The sequence below is a fragment of the Bacillus cereus group sp. Bc010 genome (assembly GCF_027716745.1).
Taxonomy (GTDB): domain Bacteria; phylum Bacillota; class Bacilli; order Bacillales; family Bacillaceae_G; genus Bacillus_A; species Bacillus_A pacificus.
In genome coordinates, this window is record NZ_JAQFUY010000020.1 from 53,145 (window position 1) to 69,967 (window position 16,823).

Here is a 16,823-nt window from a genome sequence, read left to right on the forward strand (position 1 = left end):
TTGTAGGAAAGTAATTCACTACATTAATCTTTAAAGGCGATACAGTAGTTATTCTTAGATAACATCTTGCTCTAAGTACAACATATCTCCTTCTGTAATTGTACATTTCCCATTTGTTAATTCAATCATCCAATCCGTGAATGCTTGTTTTCCATCTTCTTCTACATACGTATCAAATGTGACATTTTCGAGGTAATGTATATCTTTAATGGCATATTTTGAATTACGTAATTCATTTTCAATTTTGCCAAGTAATGTGTAATCAATTTCGGTCTGCATAATACGCATTAGCTTTCGCTCGACAACACCGACATGATTAATGCCTTCGCTTGTACATTTTCCATATGCGCGAATTAATCCACCAGCGCCCAGTTTGATGCCACCAAAATAGCGGGTAACGACAACGACGGTATCTTTTAAACCGCGTTTTTTTAGTACCTCTAACATAGGTACGCCAGCTGTACCACTAGGTTCACCATCATCATTTGCTTTTTGGATTTGATCTTGTTCGCCAATTAAATACGCAGAACAATTATGTGTTGCATTCCAGTTTTGTTTTTTGATTTTTTGTATGAATTCTTGAGCTTCTTCTTCGGTTGTAGCACGACTAACATAACAGATGAATCTTGATTTTTGAATAACAATTTCGTGTTCACCGTAGTCTTTTATTGTTAAATATTGTAATAACACTTGTATACGCCCCTATCCATCAAAATGACTAGTACTTTACATTTTAAAAGCGGGCGTTTTTATATTCAAACATTTTTTTATAAATAAGCTGAAATTTTTGATGAGTATTTTACCTTTTTGTTGTAATTTGTCGAGATGATAAGTATAATTTCAAACCCGCATTTTCATGTATGGATGCACCATTTTTAGTTTTCGTGTAAAATTAGGAAATAAAAACTTTTTTATAAGGCAGGTACGAAAATGAAAACAGCTATTGTTACTGATAGTACAGCATATATACCGAAGCATATTCGTGATGAACTCAATATATATATGATTCCATTAAACGTTGTGTTTGGAACGGAATCTTATCAAGAAGAAGCTGAAATTTCAGCAGATGATTTTTATGTAAAAGTACGTGAGCAAGAAGAGCTTCCGAAAACTTCTCAACCAGCAATCGGAAAGTTTGTTGAGCTATATGAAGAATTATCTAAGGATTATGATGCAGTTATTAGCATTCATCTTTCAAGTGGGATTAGTGGTACATATCAAACGTCAACGACAGCTGGTCAAATGGTAGAGGGTATTGATGTATATACGTACGACTCTGAAATTAGTTGTGAAGTACAAGGATTCTACGTGCGTGAAGGTGCAAAGCTAGCAAGCGAAGGGAAGGATCCGAAAGAGATTATCGCCCGTTTTGATGAAATGAAGAAAACGATGGACGCTTATTTTGTAGTAGATGATTTACACCATTTACAACGTGGAGGCCGATTAAATAGTGCGCAAGCTTTCATCGGTAGTCTGTTACAAGTAAAGCCGGTTTTATATTTTAGAGACAAAATCATTATCCCGTTTGAAAAGATTCGTACGCGTAAAAAAGCGCTAAAACGTATCATTGAAATTTTTGATGAGCAAGCAAGTAAAGGTGTACCTATGGAAGCAGTTATCATTCATGCACAACGTGAAGAGGAAGCGAATGAATGGAAGGCAGAATTAGAAGCAAAATATCCTCATGTTACAATCCGCACAGGTTATTTCGGTGCTGTAATTGGAACGCATTTAGGTGAAGGTGCATTAGGCCTTGGATGGTATACGAAGTAATAAAGATATAAAAAGCTCTCTTTCGGAAGAGGGTTTTTTTACGGATATTTTACGTGAAGTTGACAAGTTAATATTTGGAAATGGTAAAATGTACGTAAAATAAAATAATGAGGAAAGTTTTATAACTTACTTTTTACAAGAAACTATATTATAATAGAAGAGAGGTGAAACATATGGAGCATAATTCTTGTTTATGTCCAAAGTTTGAGTCAGCTTTTACTTTGCTTAGTAAGAAGTGGACTGGCTTAATTATTAAATCTTTGCTGGAAGAGTCAAAACGTTTTAGAGAAATCGCAGATATTATACCGAATATGAGCGATCGTATGTTATCAGAGCGTTTAAAGGAATTGGAAAGCGAAGGCATTGTAGTTCGTAATGTTTATCCAGAAGTACCAGTTCGAATCGAGTATGGCTTAACGGACAAGGGAAAAGCGTTAGAAAGTGTTATGGATGAAGTCCAAAATTGGGCTGAGAAATGGATGAAATAACGTTTTGATTTCATCCATATTAGTATATTTAATAAAACGTAAGGGAAACCTTGCGTTTTTTTCTTTGCTTAAAAAAACTTTTAAAACTCTACACGTATATACAAAAATATGCATATTTTGCGATAGAGTTACATATAATATTACATTTGTTTTACAAAAGCGTAACATTAGCAAAAAAAATCCCGAATTATGGTATAAATTTTATAGGTTATATACGGAAAAAAGAAAAAAGAAAGCGGTGTAAAAAATAAAATGAAAAAGCTAAAAATGGCATCTTGCGCATTAGTGGCAGGGTTAATGTTTTCAGGACTAACACCAAATGTATTTGCAGAAGATAAAATTTCTGACGTGAAATCACAAATTAATACACAAAATGACACTTTACATAAACAAAAACAAGAACGTGATGAATTACAAAAACAAATGAATGACTTAAACAAAACAATTCAAGGTTTAGATAAGTCTGTTCAAGAGAATGCTGCAAAGCTTGATGAAACAACGAAAAAAGTTGCGGACACTGAGCAATTAATCGAAAAGAAAAATAAAGATATTGCAGAATTACAAACGAAAATTGCAAAACGTGAAGAGTTATTAAGAAAACGTTTAGTTGCACTTCAAGAGCAACCAAACACAAACGTTGTAACAGAAGTTCTTGTAAACTCTAAAAACGTTGCAGATTTAGTTGATCGTTTAACTTCTGTTTCTAAAATTCTTGAGTCTGACGAAGATATCATGAAAACACAACAAGAAGATCAAGCGAACGTGAAAAAAGATGTTGAAACGGTAAAAACAAAGCAAAAAGAATTAAAAGAAGCACAAGCTCAAATTGAAACTGCTAAAAAAGAACTTGACGCTGAAAAAGCGAAAAAAGCAGCAGCAGTAAACGATTTAAGCGGTAAAATGGATACAGTTGTAACTTCAATGACAAGTACGGAAAGTCAATTGAAAGAGCTTGAAAAACAAGCATTACAATTACAACGCATTGCAGAAGAAGAAGCACAAGCAAAAGCTGCACAAGAAGCTGCTGCTCAAAAACAAGCAGAGCAAGCTGCTAAAGATGCGCAAGCTCAAAAAGCACAAGCACCAGTAGAGCAAGCTGCACCAGCTGCACCAGCAAACAACGGTGGACAAGCTCAAAAAGAAGAACCTAAAAAGGAAGAGCCTAAAAAAGAAGCACCTAAAAAAGAAGATAAAAAACCAGAACCGACACCAGGCCCAGCTCCAGCTCCTGGCGTAATTGGTAAAGCGCAACAATACTTAGGCTTACCATATGTTTGGGGAAGTGCATCTCCATCAAACGGTGGTTTTGACTGTAGTGGATTCATTTCTTACGTATTCGGTGTAGGTCGTCAAGATGTTAATGGTTACTGGAATTCAGTTTCTAAAGTAAGTAGCCCACAGCCAGGGGACTTAGTATTCTTCCAAAATACTTATAAAAATGGTCCATCTCACATTGGTATTTACGTTGGCAATGGCCAAATGATTCATGCTGGTGACAAAGGGATTGCTTACTCTAGCTTAAGCAGTAGCTACAACCAAAAACATTTCTTAGGATACGGTAGATTCTAGGATTTATAATCGAATAAAACATGTGTATAAAGTCGATAGCTTACTATTTTATAAGTAGGTTATCGGCTTTTTTGCGTTTTTACGAGATTATAAGAAAGGTTTATAGTAATGCTGGAGGTGAGTGCTAATGCTTGTTGGAAAACAGTTGCTATTAGAAGAACTCTCTTCAGATTTACGGAGAGAATTAAGTGATTTGAAAAAGAAGGGAGAGGTTGTATGTGTACAAGGTATAACGAAGAAGGCTTCTAAATATATATGTCAGCGCTGCGGAAATATAGAGCAGCGGCTATTTGCATCATTTTTATGTAAAAGGTGCGGTAAAGCATGCGCGTATTGCCGGAAGTGTATCACGATGGGGAGAGTTAGTGAATGTACTGTACTTGTTCGCGGGATTGCTGAAAGAACAGGAGAGTGTCATAAAAAACGGTTACATTGGAAAGGGACTTTATCTACTGGTCAGGAGTTGGCGGCGCAAGGAGTTATAGAAGCGATTAAGCAGAAAAAATCTTTTTTTATTTGGGCTGTGTGCGGGGCTGGAAAAACAGAAATGTTATTTTACGGTATAGAAGAGGCGCTTCAAAAAGGAGAAAGAGTTTGTATCGCAACGCCAAGGACGGACGTTGTACTGGAATTAGCGCCGAGATTACAAGAAGTGTTTCCGAGTATAACTGTAGCTGCTTTATACGGAGGGAGTGTAGATCATAAAAAAGATGCAGCGTTAGTCGTTGCAACGACTCACCAACTGTTACGTTACTATAGAGCGTTTCATGTGATGATTGTAGATGAGATTGATGCCTTCCCGTATCATGCGGATCAAATGTTACAGTATGCAGTGCAACAAGCAATGAAAGAGAAAGCAGCGCGTATTTATTTAACTGCAACCCCTGATGAAAAGTGGAAGCGTAATTTCAGAAAGGGGAAACAAAAAGGTGTTATTGTGTCAGGACGATACCATCGTCACCCGTTACCAGTTCCTCTATTTAGTTGGTGCGGAAATTGGAAGAAAAGCCTCCATCATAAAAAAATTCCTCGCGTGTTACTACAATGGTTAAAAATGAACTTAAACAAAAAGTATCCTATTTTTTTATTTGTTCCTCATGTGCAATATATAGAAGAAATAAGTCAGTTGTTGAAAGGGTTGGATAATAGAATCGATGGCGTGCATGCAGAAGATTCGATGAGAAAAGAAAAAGTAGCATCTTTCAGAAAGGGAGACATTCCGTTATTAGTTACAACGACAATTTTAGAAAGAGGAGTAACTGTGAAGAACTTACAAGTGGCTGTGTTAGGAGCTGAAGAAGAAATTTTTTCAGAGAGTGCGCTCGTACAAATTGCAGGCCGAGCGGGGCGTAGTTTTGAAGAGCCATACGGAGAGGTTATGTATTTTCATTACGGTAAGACAGAGGCAATGGTACGTGCGAAAAAACATATTCAAAGTATGAACAAAAATGCGAAAGAACAAGGGTTGATCGATTAATGCATTGTTTACTTTGTGATGAGTATATGGTGGAAACAGTTAGTTGGTACGCCTTCTTTGTAAAGTCCCCCAAAAAATATGTATGTGATAGATGTGAGCAAAAACTTTCCTATATTATAGGAAGAATTTGCATGGATTGTGGTCGTCCTTTAGATGACTTACCTACTCGATATAAAGAAAATGACATTTGCATGGACTGTATAAGATGGAGGAATGAGGAAGGATATCGTCCTTTTAAAAATCGTTCGTTGTACGTGTACAATGATGACATGAAAGGTATACTAGCGCAGTTTAAGTTTCGAGGTGATGCGGAGTTAGTTCGTATTTTTTATCAATCTTTTCGGGAGCTATTTCAAAAGTATTTTACGGACGTTTCAACTGTTATTGCTGTTCCGCTTAGTAGGGAACGGGAATATGAGCGAGGTTTTAATCAAGCAGAGTTATTAGCAGCTTGTTTGCCTGTCAAAAATTTTTATTCATCATTAAGAAGGAAGGAAACAGAAAAGCAAAGTAAGAAGTCGCGTAAAGAAAGGCTTTCGGGAAGTAATCCTTTTTATTTTCAGAGAGAAGAGATGTTTCATGGTCAACATATTTTACTTGTTGATGATGTATATACGACAGGAATTACAGTGAGACAAATTGGAAGTCTTTTCTATGATAAAGGAGCAAGCGAAGTTTCTAGTTTGACGCTCTGTAGAAGTTAATCTGTAACTGTCGAAAGGGATAATAAAAAGGCGATAAGTCTTCTTTGACTTCGTATGTTGTCATTCGTTATAGTGAAATTATGGGGCAAATGTCCTGATTTTTAGAGTGAAGGGAATGGAATGAACATGCAAGGAAGAGTAAAATGGTTCAATGCAGAAAAGGGATTTGGGTTTATTGAGCGTGAAGACGGTGATGATGTGTTTGTTCATTTTTCTGCTATTCAACAAGATGGATATAAGTCATTAGAAGAAGGGCAACAAGTTGAGTTTGATATTGTAGAGGGAGCACGTGGACCGCAAGCAGCTAATGTTGTAAAACTGTAGGTATATTGTTTTTGGGAAGAGAAAGCTGCGTTTGTGGCAACGTTATATATATGGTAGAACCTCTTGTTTTTTTGCAAGGGGTTTTTGTTATGAATGGAGTTGTCAAAAAGTTGTTTCTTTTCTGTAACGAATTGTCCACAGTTATATTCGTTATTCACGATGTTAATAGGATAAAATAAAGATAGAAACGATGCATCTTTTCATTTCAACAAAAAACGATAAAAAAATCGCAATTCCACTAATTTTTTTAAAAAAGTTAGAAGGAGTTTTTAAGCCGGTGTCGAAATTATAGTACATAGGCTTGAAAGGAGGAATTCATCTATGAAATTCAACATTCGTGGTGAAAATATTGAAGTAACTCCAGCATTAAAGGAATATGTAGAGAAAAAACTAAGTAAGTTAGAGCGTTATTTTGATACATTCCCAGAGATTAAAGTTAATTTAAAAGTATACTCTGACAAGCAACGTGTCGAGGTAACAATTCCATTTACTGATTTATTACTTCGTGCAGAAGAAACTAATAGCGATATGTACGCTGCTATCGATTTAGTAGTTGATAAACTTGAGCGACAAATTCGTAAACATAAAACAAAAGTAAATCGTAAGTTACGTGAGAAAGGTTCTATGAAAACGAACTTTATCCTTCCAGAAGCAGTAGCTGTTCTGGATGAGGTAGAAGAGGATGAACTAGAACTTGTACGTACAAAACGATTCGATTTAAAACCGATGGACGTTGAAGAGGCAATCCTACAAATGGATATGCTAGGACATAATTTCTTCGTCTTCACAAATGCTGATACAAATGAAACTAACGTTGTATATGGCCGTAAAGATGGGAAATATGGTTTAATCGAAACTAAATAATAATTCAAAAGCGTAGCCGAAATGGCTGCGCTTTTTTATATTTTAGTTTTTGTTTTTCGAAAGGTGAGTTACTCTTTATGATTTGGAACAGGCGTAGGTAAGTAGTTATCTCTATAAGTAATTTTTTGCTAGGAGTGTATTATTATTTTTGTTAATTTGTCAAAATGTTTACCATTATAAATATAACATTAAGTTTTCTGAATGCTATTGAGAGTACATCGAGAGATTGTTATTGTTATATTTCGTTATAGAGATTTTGTTTATTCCCTCGGTGAAAAAATAAGATTAGTATAATGCTACAAATTATCGGAGGTGCTTTTAGTGAGTATTAAGAAAAAAAGTCGTTTTATGCTTGGATCTGTTTTATCTTTAGGTATTTTAGCTAGTACTTTCGTTTTAACCGAACCAGCTAATGCTGATACAAGGGATGATCATGTAGAATTTACCTTTAGACTTTGGAGTGCATATGATTTTACTAACGCACGTCCTAAAGAGACACCTACTTCTATGTATATGCGTGTGAAGAGCAGTGAGAAGGGCGGTGGTTCTTTCAATGTTTGGACAGAAGCGGATAAAAATAAAGGTAAAGGTGATAGAGATTGGGTAAATGTTTCAGGTGAGTCAGGTAAGCATGAAGGAACGGTGCGACCAGGTAAAACGTATCTTTTCCAAAATTACGCATATGAAAACTATGGGAAAAATGTACCTGTGAGATTCGGTGGTTATTCTAGAGAAAATAATGCTTATCCTACTGCTTGGAGTCCTGATAGTGTAAGACCTAGTGGACCTTACACTGAATATTGATTTAGAAATTATAAATTAAAATTATTTATTATGTAACGTTAGAAAAAGTCGTCTAGTTCGTCATCTGGATTATACGACTTTTTCTACTATTTCATTTTTTGAATAGGAGGTGCTGCAATGAAGCTTATTTCAAAATATATTTTATTCTGTTGTTTTATATTGATTATTTGTTTATTAGCTTCTTGCCATAAGAAAGTAGATGAACCTATTGTAAATATTGAAGATACTTTAACGGAAAAAGATAATTTGAAAAGTATTCAGTTGAAAGAAATTAATAAAAATACTGTTTTTGAACAAGTATTCTTGGAAAATGAAACTGGTGATGATTTCTTTCAAGGGCAAATAGATAGAAATGATATTGCAATAAAAGATAGGCTTTCAGATAAAAATTTAAAGTCAGGAGTTATACCAGAAAATTATTATGTTTTTTTAACGGGTGTTACGAACAAGAAAAAACCAGCGTATCTTTTGGGGCGGATTGAACAAACTGATGGAAAAGTAATTGAGTGGAAACAAGAAGTTAAGAGTGTAAAAAGAAAAGGTACAAATGATGTTTATCAGTATGAAGTTGAGTTTCCTAAATTTGAAGGTGAGAGAGTAAATGTTTCTTTTCGTTACATCTGGTTAAATAAAGAAAATAAATGTTATGGTGTTGCGGATCAAATGTTCATATTAAAAAAGATTTAAATTTCATTAATGGTTTATGGAGGAGCTGTAGATGAGTTACTTTTTAGGGAGGATTTTAAAAGGCAGGATGTTTTGGTTGTCTTTATTTATTATGTTAGTAATTGTTACTGCTCAATATATTTCTATGTGTGTAACAACGAAAGGATTTAATGATGCTGGGATCATAAAGGTATCTCCATATTTATCTAACATTTTACATTTTAATAGATTACCATTTTATAGTGAATTTTATCTACTTATATTTCCTATGATTTCTGCAATGGCTGTAGCTGGGATTTATAGAATTGATAAAAATTATGGATTTATTTATCCTGTCATTTCTAAGATGGGAACGCGTCATTATTTTAGATTACTTTATTTTATTAATTTTATTGTATCTTTTTTTATTATAAGTGTCCCTTTACTATTTCATTTTTATTTATATGTGATGACTTATCCGACAGTTGCTCCGCATCCGATATTAAATTATATGGCTGCTACTGTTTCACCAACAGCTCAATTTCATACGGTTTATTATGAGTATCCGACTTTATATTTTCTTATGTATGTATTTTTAAATGGTTTATACGGTGCGGTTTTTTCAAGTTTGGCTTTATCAGTGTCATTTTTTATAAAACGAGTTTATTTTATTTATTTAGTGCCATTTATTTTACATATTTTTTGGCTTGGTATTGGAAAGGGAATTCTCAATCCTAAAGATTATTTAATTAAAGACTTCGGCTTTTTTGAATTACAAATTTTTCTTAGTGTGCTGTTATGTATTTGGTTTTGTTCTGTAGTTCTTTATTTACGGGGGAGTAGGAAGCATGTTCTTTTATAATGTAATGAAAGAAACTATAAGGATGAAATATATTTGGTTCAGTATTCTCTTTTTACTTAATGCTAGTATCATTGGTTGCTTGTTCAATTATTTTGAACCTGGAATTGTAAAAGAGAAAATGAACGAATTGGAAACCCTGTATAAGGTTATGTCGTTTTATAATTTGTCGACCATATTTATTCCTTTAACAATCGTTTTTTCTGTATATTCTATGTCGAATTTTTTTAGTATTTATGTAGTTTACCGAGTGAATAATGCATGGAAATTAGTTTCTATATATTATTTGAAACTATTCGTTTTCGTTTGTTTTTTCGCTGGGAGTATGATTTTACAGTTATTTTTGATGTCAAATATGATGGCTGTAAATAGTATTTCTGTGAATTATCCATTATTATTTTGCATTCAATTATTTGCGACTATTTTTATATGTATGATAAGTGCTTTATTGCAATTATTTTTACCTAGTTTACTTGTAATAATATGTATGATTACTGCCGTTTTATTAGATAGATTTATATTACATGGATTTTTATTTACAAATGCTTTTTATATAAATGTGTTTGAAGATGCTACTGGTTTACTTATACGCTTATTTGGATGTTTTTTTATCTTTTTTATAAGTGTATGGATTTTATCTAAAAAAAGTTATATTGCTATGAATGATGAGACAGAGGTGATCTAGTTTACATTATGATTTTATATCATTTGTTAAAAAGAGATTTACATGTAAGGTTTAGAGATTCCATCAAGATAATGGCTTTTTTATTCTTAATTTACGCTATGATTGTAGTTACCTTTTTATACAATCAGCCTCTGAGTAATGGTAAAGAACCTGTATTAGTAGATGTTACCTTTTATCGATTTTTTCATGGAGTAGACTTTGTGGATTTATCTTATTTTTATAAGGAGGGGCGATTTTCTATCCCGTTTTATTGGATATTTTTTCAAATTACTCCTTTGTTGCTAGTAGGGAAGTTTGCTTTTTCAGATATTCAGCAGAATGGTGTTTATTTATTTCCTCGTGTTAAGAAGAAGCATTTTCTTTGGTTAACGAAAATACTATCTTTGTTTTTTTACATAATTAGTATTTGGATTGTTATGTATTTGATTTGGTTTACTGTTTATTATTTGCTTACTTTTGGCGGGCATTCTTTTTCAAATGTATATAGTCAATTTTCTTATAAGATAGTAGGTACTATGCTAATTCAAATTATTATAAGCTTTTTATTAGCTTTGATTTTTGAGTTTTTAACATTTTATATACCGATAACTATTGTTTTTGTACTAATGTTGTTATACCTATTTTTGTCTATTTTCTTTCATAGTATTTATTTTTTAGGCTCTTTTGTTATGCCAAATCGTTGGTATTTTGTTGATCACAGCTCAATTCAATTGACTTTAGGTAATAATGAATCTATTCAATGGCATGAGTTACTTTTAATCGGAGTAGTAATTGTTGTTGTAATGATTTTGTTAGGTAGTTTTTGTTTAAAAAAACTAGATGTGATAGGTGAATAATTTATGGACAATTATATTAAATGTGAATATATGACGAAAAGATTAAAGGGAAATATTGTGTTAGATAATATTAGTTTGTCAGTAAAAAAAGGAGAGTTTTTAGTTTTGAAGGGGCATAATGGTTCTGGTAAAACAATGATTTTACGTGCTATATCAGGATTAATGCGTTTAAATTCTGGAGCTGTTTACGTAGATAATGAAATGATTGGAAAACAAAAGCAATTTCCGGATTCTATGGGGATATTGATTGAATATCCAAGTTTTATTCCAGGGTATACTGGTTTTCAGAATTTGAAATTTTTATCATCGATTAACAATAAAATCTCTGATGAGGAAATTTATAATATTATTCAAAGGGTTGGACTTGATAAAACAGATAAGAGAAAGTATAAAAGATACTCTTTAGGTATGAAACAACGTTTAGGGATAGCGCAAGCTTTAATGGAACAACCAACACTATTGTTATTAGATGAGCCAACGAATGCTTTAGATAGTGATGGGATAAAAGAGGTTTTGGATATTTTGAAAGTAGAAAAATCTAAAGGAACGACTATCATTGTAGCTAGTCATGATGTGCATGTTCTAGATAATGAAATAGTAGATCGCATTGTACATGTTAATAATGGAAGGTTGGTAGATTAAGAGTGACAAGAAAACATGTCTTAATAAGCATTGGATTGTGTATGTTGCTATGTACATTTGCTAGTTTCTTTAGATTTAAAACATTAAATCAAAATAATGAATCTTATAAAGTCATAAAAGGTGAGCTTTTATCTAATAGAACTTTTGAAGATGGTCAAGGAGTTACATTTCATGCACTTGATCCTCTTGATCCTACAAAAGTGTATGATCCTTATGAAGACCGTGAAGTAGTGACATATGTGTTACCTTTAGATATTACAAATACAACGAATCGGGATATTAATTTGCTTAGTAATCAGTCTACTTCTAATACAATGTTTTATTCTAAAATAGGCGAGTTTTATAATGTAATCCCTTATTCAATAGAATTACCTAAAAAATATCAGTTTGATCCTGTAATACCTGCTGGTAAAACAGTGCGAGGATATATAGGGACAAATTATTTTATAGGAGATGACCCTTATAAAAATTATAAAAACTTTTCAAATGAATCAACTAAAGTGAAATTCATTTCTTTTGTGAAAGATAAGAAAGGGAAATATCATGAATTAGAAATACCAATAAATTAATACATGATTGATACAGATATATTTTAAGCGTGCTTTTGGGATGCCATGATTGAGTAGCTCTTGCAAAATAATATTATCTTTTCAAGTCGGAGGTTTTGCGCAGGTGTAAGTATCTATGGATACTGTACCGGTGAAATTTTCGGCTTTTTGTAATTATCGATTTAGATTTAATACGAAATTTGTAATGTGAATTTGAAATGATGAGATAGAGAAAAGAAACGTAACAAATGAAACTTTAATTAGCCCTCACCAATCGGACGTTTACGGACAGTTGATCTCCCACCTAACTTCTTGGCTCCAACTGAATTTTGAGGTGGGAGTTTTACGGTCCGTTAACGCGGGATAAAAACTTTTTTTGAATATAAGGCCTGACATTCGGCCGATTGTTGTCATAGTTATAAGACAAGTGTTACAATTATCATTAGGTATATACATTTTAGTTTTTTTAATTAGGAGAAAAATTGGCATAACATACATTTGATTTTTATAACGACTGATTGTAATAGAGAAAAAGAAAAAACAATCGGAAGTTTTATTTTAATAAAAAGAGGAGCGTATTTCCTATGATCGGTATCTTAAAAAAGGTGTTTGATGTAAATCAACGCCAAATTAAACGTATGCAGAAGACAGTTGAGCAAATTGATGCACTAGAGCCATCTATTAAGCCATTAACTGATGAACAATTAAAAGGGAAGACGCTTGAATTTAAAGAACGTCTAACAAAAGGTGAAACAGTAGATGATCTACTACCTGAAGCTTTTGCGGTTGTTCGTGAAGCTGCGACTCGTGTTCTTGGAATGCGTCCGTATGGTGTACAGTTAATGGGTGGTATTGCCTTACATGAAGGGAATATCTCTGAGATGAAAACGGGTGAAGGTAAAACGTTAACATCTACATTACCTGTATATTTAAATGCTTTAACAGGAAAAGGTGTTCACGTTGTTACAGTCAATGAATACTTAGCACAACGTGATGCGAGCGAAATGGGACAACTTCATGAATTCCTAGGATTAACAGTAGGAATTAATTTAAACAGTATGTCACGCGAAGAGAAACAAGAGGCTTATGCTGCTGATATTACGTATAGCACAAATAATGAGCTTGGATTCGATTACTTACGTGACAACATGGTTTTATATAAAGAGCAGTGCGTTCAACGCCCACTGCACTTTGCTATTATCGATGAAGTCGATTCTATCTTAGTCGATGAAGCGCGTACGCCACTTATTATTTCTGGACAAGCTCAAAAATCAACAGAGCTGTACATGTTTGCAAATGCATTCGTTCGTACGTTAGAAAATGAAAAAGATTATTCATTTGATGTGAAGACGAAAAATGTAATGTTAACAGAAGATGGTATTACGAAAGCGGAGAAAGCTTTCCATATTGAAAACTTATTTGATTTAAAACATGTAGCGCTTCTTCACCATATTAATCAGGCACTTCGTGCGCACGTTGTTATGCATCGTGATACAGATTATGTTGTACAAGAAGGCGAAATCGTAATTGTAGACCAATTTACTGGTCGTCTTATGAAAGGTCGTCGTTATAGCGAAGGGTTACACCAAGCTATCGAGGCAAAAGAAGGCGTAGAAATTCAAAATGAAAGTATGACGCTTGCGACAATTACATTCCAGAACTACTTCCGTATGTACGAAAAGTTATCTGGTATGACTGGTACAGCGAAAACAGAGGAAGAGGAATTCCGTAACATTTACAATATGAACGTTATCGTAATTCCAACAAACAAACCGATTATTCGTGATGACCGTGCAGATTTAATCTTCAAATCAATGGAAGGTAAATTTAATGCTGTTGTTGAGGATATTGTAAATCGTCATAAGCAAGGACAACCAGTTCTTGTCGGTACAGTGGCGATTGAAACGTCAGAACTAATTTCAAAAATGTTAACGCGTAAAGGTGTACGTCATAACATCTTAAATGCGAAAAACCATGCGCGTGAAGCGGATATCATTGCAGAAGCAGGTATTAAAGGTGCTGTAACGATTGCGACGAACATGGCGGGTCGTGGTACAGATATTAAGCTTGGAGACGATGTGAAAAACGTTGGTTTAGCCGTTATCGGTACAGAGCGTCACGAAAGTCGTCGTATTGATAACCAGTTACGTGGTCGTGCTGGTCGTCAAGGGGACCCAGGTGTTACGCAGTTCTATTTATCAATGGAAGATGAACTAATGCGTCGCTTCGGTTCTGATAATATGAAAGCGATGATGGATCGCCTTGGTATGGATGATTCTCAGCCAATCGAAAGTAAAATGGTTTCTCGTGCAGTAGAATCTGCGCAAAAACGTGTAGAAGGAAATAACTATGATGCACGTAAGCAGTTACTACAATACGATGATGTACTTCGTCAGCAACGTGAAGTTATTTACAAACAGCGTCAAGAGGTAATGGAGTCTGAGAACTTACGCGGTATTATTGAAGGTATGATGAAATCTACAGTAGAGCGTGCGGTTGCACTTCATACACAAGAGGAAATTGAAGAAGATTGGAACATTAAAGGTCTTGTTGACTACTTAAATACAAACCTTCTGCAAGAAGGAGATGTGAAAGAAGAAGAATTACGTCGCCTTGCTCCAGAGGAAATGAGCGAGCCAATTATCGCGAAATTAATAGAGCGTTACAATGACAAAGAAAAGCTTATGCCAGAAGAGCAAATGCGTGAGTTCGAAAAAGTTGTTGTATTCCGTGTTGTAGATACGAAATGGACAGAGCATATCGATGCGATGGATCACCTTCGTGAAGGTATTCATTTACGTGCTTACGGCCAAATTGATCCACTTCGTGAGTATCAAATGGAAGGATTCGCAATGTTCGAATCAATGATTGCTTCTATTGAAGAGGAAATTTCTCGTTACATTATGAAAGCTGAAATTGAACAAAACTTAGAGCGTCAAGAAGTTGTTCAAGGTGAAGCTGTTCACCCATCTAGCGATGGCGAAGAGGCGAAGAAAAAACCAGTTGTAAAAGGTGACCAAGTGGGCCGCAACGATTTATGTAAATGTGGTAGCGGTAAAAAATATAAAAACTGCTGTGGCATTGGGAAGTAATATAGGGCGGTAGCCCAGGCTGCTTTGCAAACTTTTACATCAAAAATGTATAATTAAGAAGGATTAAACTCTCTCCGTCATAAGTGGAGAGAGTTTCCCTTGTTTTCATACGAAAGTAACAGCAATTACATAGAGGTGAAGGAAATGGAATTAGTAGAAATTAGACAGGAATTAGAGAAAATGGCTAAGAGATTAGCGGCTTTTAGGGGGTCTCTTTGACCTCCCTACTAAGGAGAAACAAATTGCAGAATTAGAAGAGAAAATGATGGGCGCAGGATTTTGGGATGACCAACAAGGCGCACAAGCTGTAATTAACGAAGCAAATGCACTGAAAGATATGGTTGGAAAGTTCCGTCAACTAGATGAGACGTTCGAAAACCTAGAAATTACGCATGAGCTTTTAAAAGAAGAGTATGATGAAGATTTACATGAGGAACTTGAATCAGAAGTAAAAGGCTTAATCCAAGAAATGAATGAGTATGAGCTGCAGTTACTACTTAGCGATCCTTATGATAAAAATAACGCCATTTTAGAATTACACCCAGGTGCTGGTGGAACAGAGTCACAAGACTGGGGCTCTATGTTACTACGTATGTACACACGTTGGGCTGAAAAACGTGGATTTAAAGTAGAAACGGTTGACTACTTACCAGGTGATGAAGCTGGTATTAAGAGTGTTACTTTATTAATTAAAGGTCATAACGCTTACGGTTACTTAAAGGCAGAGAAAGGTGTACATCGTCTTGTACGTATTTCTCCATTCGATTCTTCAGGCCGTCGTCATACATCGTTCGTATCTTGTGAAGTTGTACCTGAGTTCAATGATGAAGTTGAAATTGAAGTGCGTACAGAAGACTTGAAAATTGATACGTATCGTGCAAGTGGAGCGGGTGGACAGCACGTTAATACGACAGATTCAGCAGTTCGTATTACGCATACACCGACAAATACGGTTGTAACGTGTCAGTCAGAGCGTTCTCAAATTAAAAACCGTGAGCATGCGATGAAGATGTTAAAAGCGAAATTATATCAAAAGAAATTAGAAGAGCAACAAGCGGAGTTAGATGAAATTCGCGGAGAGCAAAAAGAAATCGGATGGGGTAGCCAAATCCGTTCTTACGTATTCCACCCATATTCTCTTGTGAAAGACCACCGTACAAATACAGAGGTCGGTAATGTGCAAGCAGTTATGGATGGAGAAATTGATCCATTTATTGATGCTTACTTACGTTCTCGCATCTAATAAGCTAAGTGAAAAAAAGCCAACAAAATTGTTGGCGCACGCTGAGGATATAGAGGATATAAAGAGGGCTATTTTATTTATATGGATGAAGTACAGAGGAAGAGAAGTTGGAAACGACAACTTCTCTTTTTGATGGAATTATATGTAGCATACAATGTTGTATATTGTTTTGTAAAAAGTAGAAAATAGTAAAACAGATTGGCAATTGAGTAAGGCTTTCTACAGGTTTTTTCTAAATTCCCGTTCAAAAAGGATCCTTTATAGAAGTTT

The 16,823-nt window shown here is 34.5% G+C and carries 17 protein-coding genes; 16 read left to right on the forward strand and 1 reads right to left on the reverse strand.

The features are described from left to right. Positions 1–54: 54 nt before the first annotated feature. The gene (locus tag PDQ68_RS19720; RefSeq protein WP_016718930.1) at positions 55–690 is read right to left on the reverse strand and encodes a YigZ family protein; all 636 of its coding nucleotides are present in this window, start codon (positions 688–690) and stop codon (positions 55–57) included. 240 nt (positions 691–930) lie between these two features. Between PDQ68_RS19720 and PDQ68_RS19725 the strand changes: the two genes are divergently transcribed. From PDQ68_RS19725 to prfB, 16 genes are all read left to right on the forward strand, one after another. Beyond that, complete coding sequence (locus PDQ68_RS19725) at positions 931–1,773, forward strand: DegV family protein (RefSeq protein WP_000844764.1); 843 nt, start codon at positions 931–933, stop codon at positions 1,771–1,773. Between the two features lie 173 nt (positions 1,774–1,946). Then, positions 1,947–2,261 (forward strand): winged helix-turn-helix transcriptional regulator, encoded by a 315-nt coding sequence (locus PDQ68_RS19730; RefSeq protein WP_000400857.1) that lies wholly within the window; start codon positions 1,947–1,949, stop codon positions 2,259–2,261. Between the two features lie 252 nt (positions 2,262–2,513). Further along, the gene (locus tag PDQ68_RS19735; RefSeq protein ID WP_061184242.1) at positions 2,514–3,830 is read left to right on the forward strand and encodes a C40 family peptidase; all 1,317 of its coding nucleotides are present in this window, start codon (positions 2,514–2,516) and stop codon (positions 3,828–3,830) included. Between the two features lie 127 nt (positions 3,831–3,957). Beyond that, positions 3,958–5,307, forward strand: a complete 1,350-nt coding sequence (gene comFA / locus PDQ68_RS19740) for an ATP-dependent helicase ComFA (RefSeq protein WP_061184243.1) — start codon at positions 3,958–3,960, stop codon at positions 5,305–5,307. Then, the gene (locus PDQ68_RS19745; protein WP_061184244.1) at positions 5,307–6,011 is read left to right on the forward strand and encodes a ComF family protein; all 705 of its coding nucleotides are present in this window, start codon (positions 5,307–5,309) and stop codon (positions 6,009–6,011) included. The genes comFA and PDQ68_RS19745 overlap by 1 nt, the downstream gene beginning before the upstream one ends. Positions 6,012–6,137: 126 nt before the next feature. After that, positions 6,138–6,335 carry a cold shock protein CspC gene (gene cspC / locus PDQ68_RS19750; RefSeq protein WP_001162041.1) on the forward strand — a complete coding sequence of 66 codons (198 nt, stop codon included), beginning with the start codon at positions 6,138–6,140 and terminating at the stop codon, positions 6,333–6,335. A 321-nt stretch (positions 6,336–6,656) separates the two neighbouring features. Then, entirely contained in the window at positions 6,657–7,199 is a 543-nt protein-coding gene (gene hpf / locus PDQ68_RS19755) for a ribosome hibernation-promoting factor, HPF/YfiA family (protein WP_000671190.1), read from the forward strand. Between the two features lie 321 nt (positions 7,200–7,520). Then, complete coding sequence (locus PDQ68_RS19760) at positions 7,521–8,003, forward strand: hypothetical protein (protein ID WP_016718925.1); 483 nt, start codon at positions 7,521–7,523, stop codon at positions 8,001–8,003. A 117-nt stretch (positions 8,004–8,120) separates the two neighbouring features. After that, positions 8,121–8,690, forward strand: a complete 570-nt coding sequence (locus PDQ68_RS19765) for a hypothetical protein (RefSeq protein WP_061184245.1) — start codon at positions 8,121–8,123, stop codon at positions 8,688–8,690. 31 nt (positions 8,691–8,721) lie between these two features. Next, complete coding sequence (locus tag PDQ68_RS19770; protein ID WP_016718923.1) at positions 8,722–9,510, forward strand: hypothetical protein; 789 nt, start codon at positions 8,722–8,724, stop codon at positions 9,508–9,510. Next, positions 9,497–10,192 carry a hypothetical protein gene (locus PDQ68_RS19775; protein ID WP_061184246.1) on the forward strand — a complete coding sequence of 232 codons (696 nt, stop codon included), beginning with the start codon at positions 9,497–9,499 and terminating at the stop codon, positions 10,190–10,192. The genes PDQ68_RS19770 and PDQ68_RS19775 overlap by 14 nt, the downstream gene beginning before the upstream one ends. Positions 10,193–10,263: 71 nt before the next feature. Next, positions 10,264–11,028 carry a hypothetical protein gene (locus tag PDQ68_RS19780; RefSeq protein WP_061184262.1) on the forward strand — a complete coding sequence of 255 codons (765 nt, stop codon included), beginning with the start codon at positions 10,264–10,266 and terminating at the stop codon, positions 11,026–11,028. 3 nt (positions 11,029–11,031) lie between these two features. Further along, positions 11,032–11,670: an ATP-binding cassette domain-containing protein gene (locus PDQ68_RS19785; RefSeq protein WP_061184247.1), complete on the forward strand. Its 639-nt coding sequence runs from the start codon at positions 11,032–11,034 to the stop codon at positions 11,668–11,670. A 41-nt stretch (positions 11,671–11,711) separates the two neighbouring features. Beyond that, positions 11,712–12,239, forward strand: coding sequence for a hypothetical protein (locus tag PDQ68_RS19790; protein ID WP_061184263.1), 528 nt, complete (start codon positions 11,712–11,714; stop codon positions 12,237–12,239). Positions 12,240–12,802: 563 nt separating this feature from the next. Beyond that, positions 12,803–15,310, forward strand: coding sequence for a preprotein translocase subunit SecA (gene secA / locus PDQ68_RS19795; protein ID WP_048553050.1), 2,508 nt, complete (start codon positions 12,803–12,805; stop codon positions 15,308–15,310). Positions 15,311–15,454: 144 nt separating this feature from the next. After that, positions 15,455–16,553 (forward strand): peptide chain release factor 2 gene (prfB, locus tag PDQ68_RS19800; RefSeq protein ID WP_096001716.1). Its coding sequence is split into 2 segments (ribosomal slippage): positions 15,455–15,526 and positions 15,528–16,553, totalling 1,098 coding nucleotides; the frame shifts between segments, so codons are not numbered across the junction. Positions 16,554–16,823: the final 270 nt, after the last annotated feature.

Coding starts and splice junctions, on each gene's coding strand:
- PDQ68_RS19725 (WP_000844764.1), top strand. CDS start 931: ATGAAAACAGCTATTGTTACTGATAGTACAGCATATATACCGAAGCAT.
- PDQ68_RS19730 (WP_000400857.1), top strand. CDS start 1,947: ATGGAGCATAATTCTTGTTTATGTCCAAAGTTTGAGTCAGCTTTTACT.
- PDQ68_RS19735 (WP_061184242.1), top strand. CDS start 2,514: ATGAAAAAGCTAAAAATGGCATCTTGCGCATTAGTGGCAGGGTTAATG.
- comFA (WP_061184243.1), top strand. CDS start 3,958: ATGCTTGTTGGAAAACAGTTGCTATTAGAAGAACTCTCTTCAGATTTA.
- PDQ68_RS19745 (WP_061184244.1), top strand. CDS start 5,307: ATGCATTGTTTACTTTGTGATGAGTATATGGTGGAAACAGTTAGTTGG.
- cspC (WP_001162041.1), top strand. CDS start 6,138: ATGCAAGGAAGAGTAAAATGGTTCAATGCAGAAAAGGGATTTGGGTTT.
- hpf (WP_000671190.1), top strand. CDS start 6,657: ATGAAATTCAACATTCGTGGTGAAAATATTGAAGTAACTCCAGCATTA.
- PDQ68_RS19765 (WP_061184245.1), top strand. CDS start 8,121: ATGAAGCTTATTTCAAAATATATTTTATTCTGTTGTTTTATATTGATT.
- PDQ68_RS19770 (WP_016718923.1), top strand. CDS start 8,722: ATGAGTTACTTTTTAGGGAGGATTTTAAAAGGCAGGATGTTTTGGTTG.
- PDQ68_RS19775 (WP_061184246.1), top strand. CDS start 9,497: ATGTTCTTTTATAATGTAATGAAAGAAACTATAAGGATGAAATATATT.
- PDQ68_RS19780 (WP_061184262.1), top strand. CDS start 10,264: ATGGCTTTTTTATTCTTAATTTACGCTATGATTGTAGTTACCTTTTTA.
- PDQ68_RS19785 (WP_061184247.1), top strand. CDS start 11,032: ATGGACAATTATATTAAATGTGAATATATGACGAAAAGATTAAAGGGA.
- PDQ68_RS19790 (WP_061184263.1), top strand. CDS start 11,712: ATGTTGCTATGTACATTTGCTAGTTTCTTTAGATTTAAAACATTAAAT.
- secA (WP_048553050.1), top strand. CDS start 12,803: ATGATCGGTATCTTAAAAAAGGTGTTTGATGTAAATCAACGCCAAATT.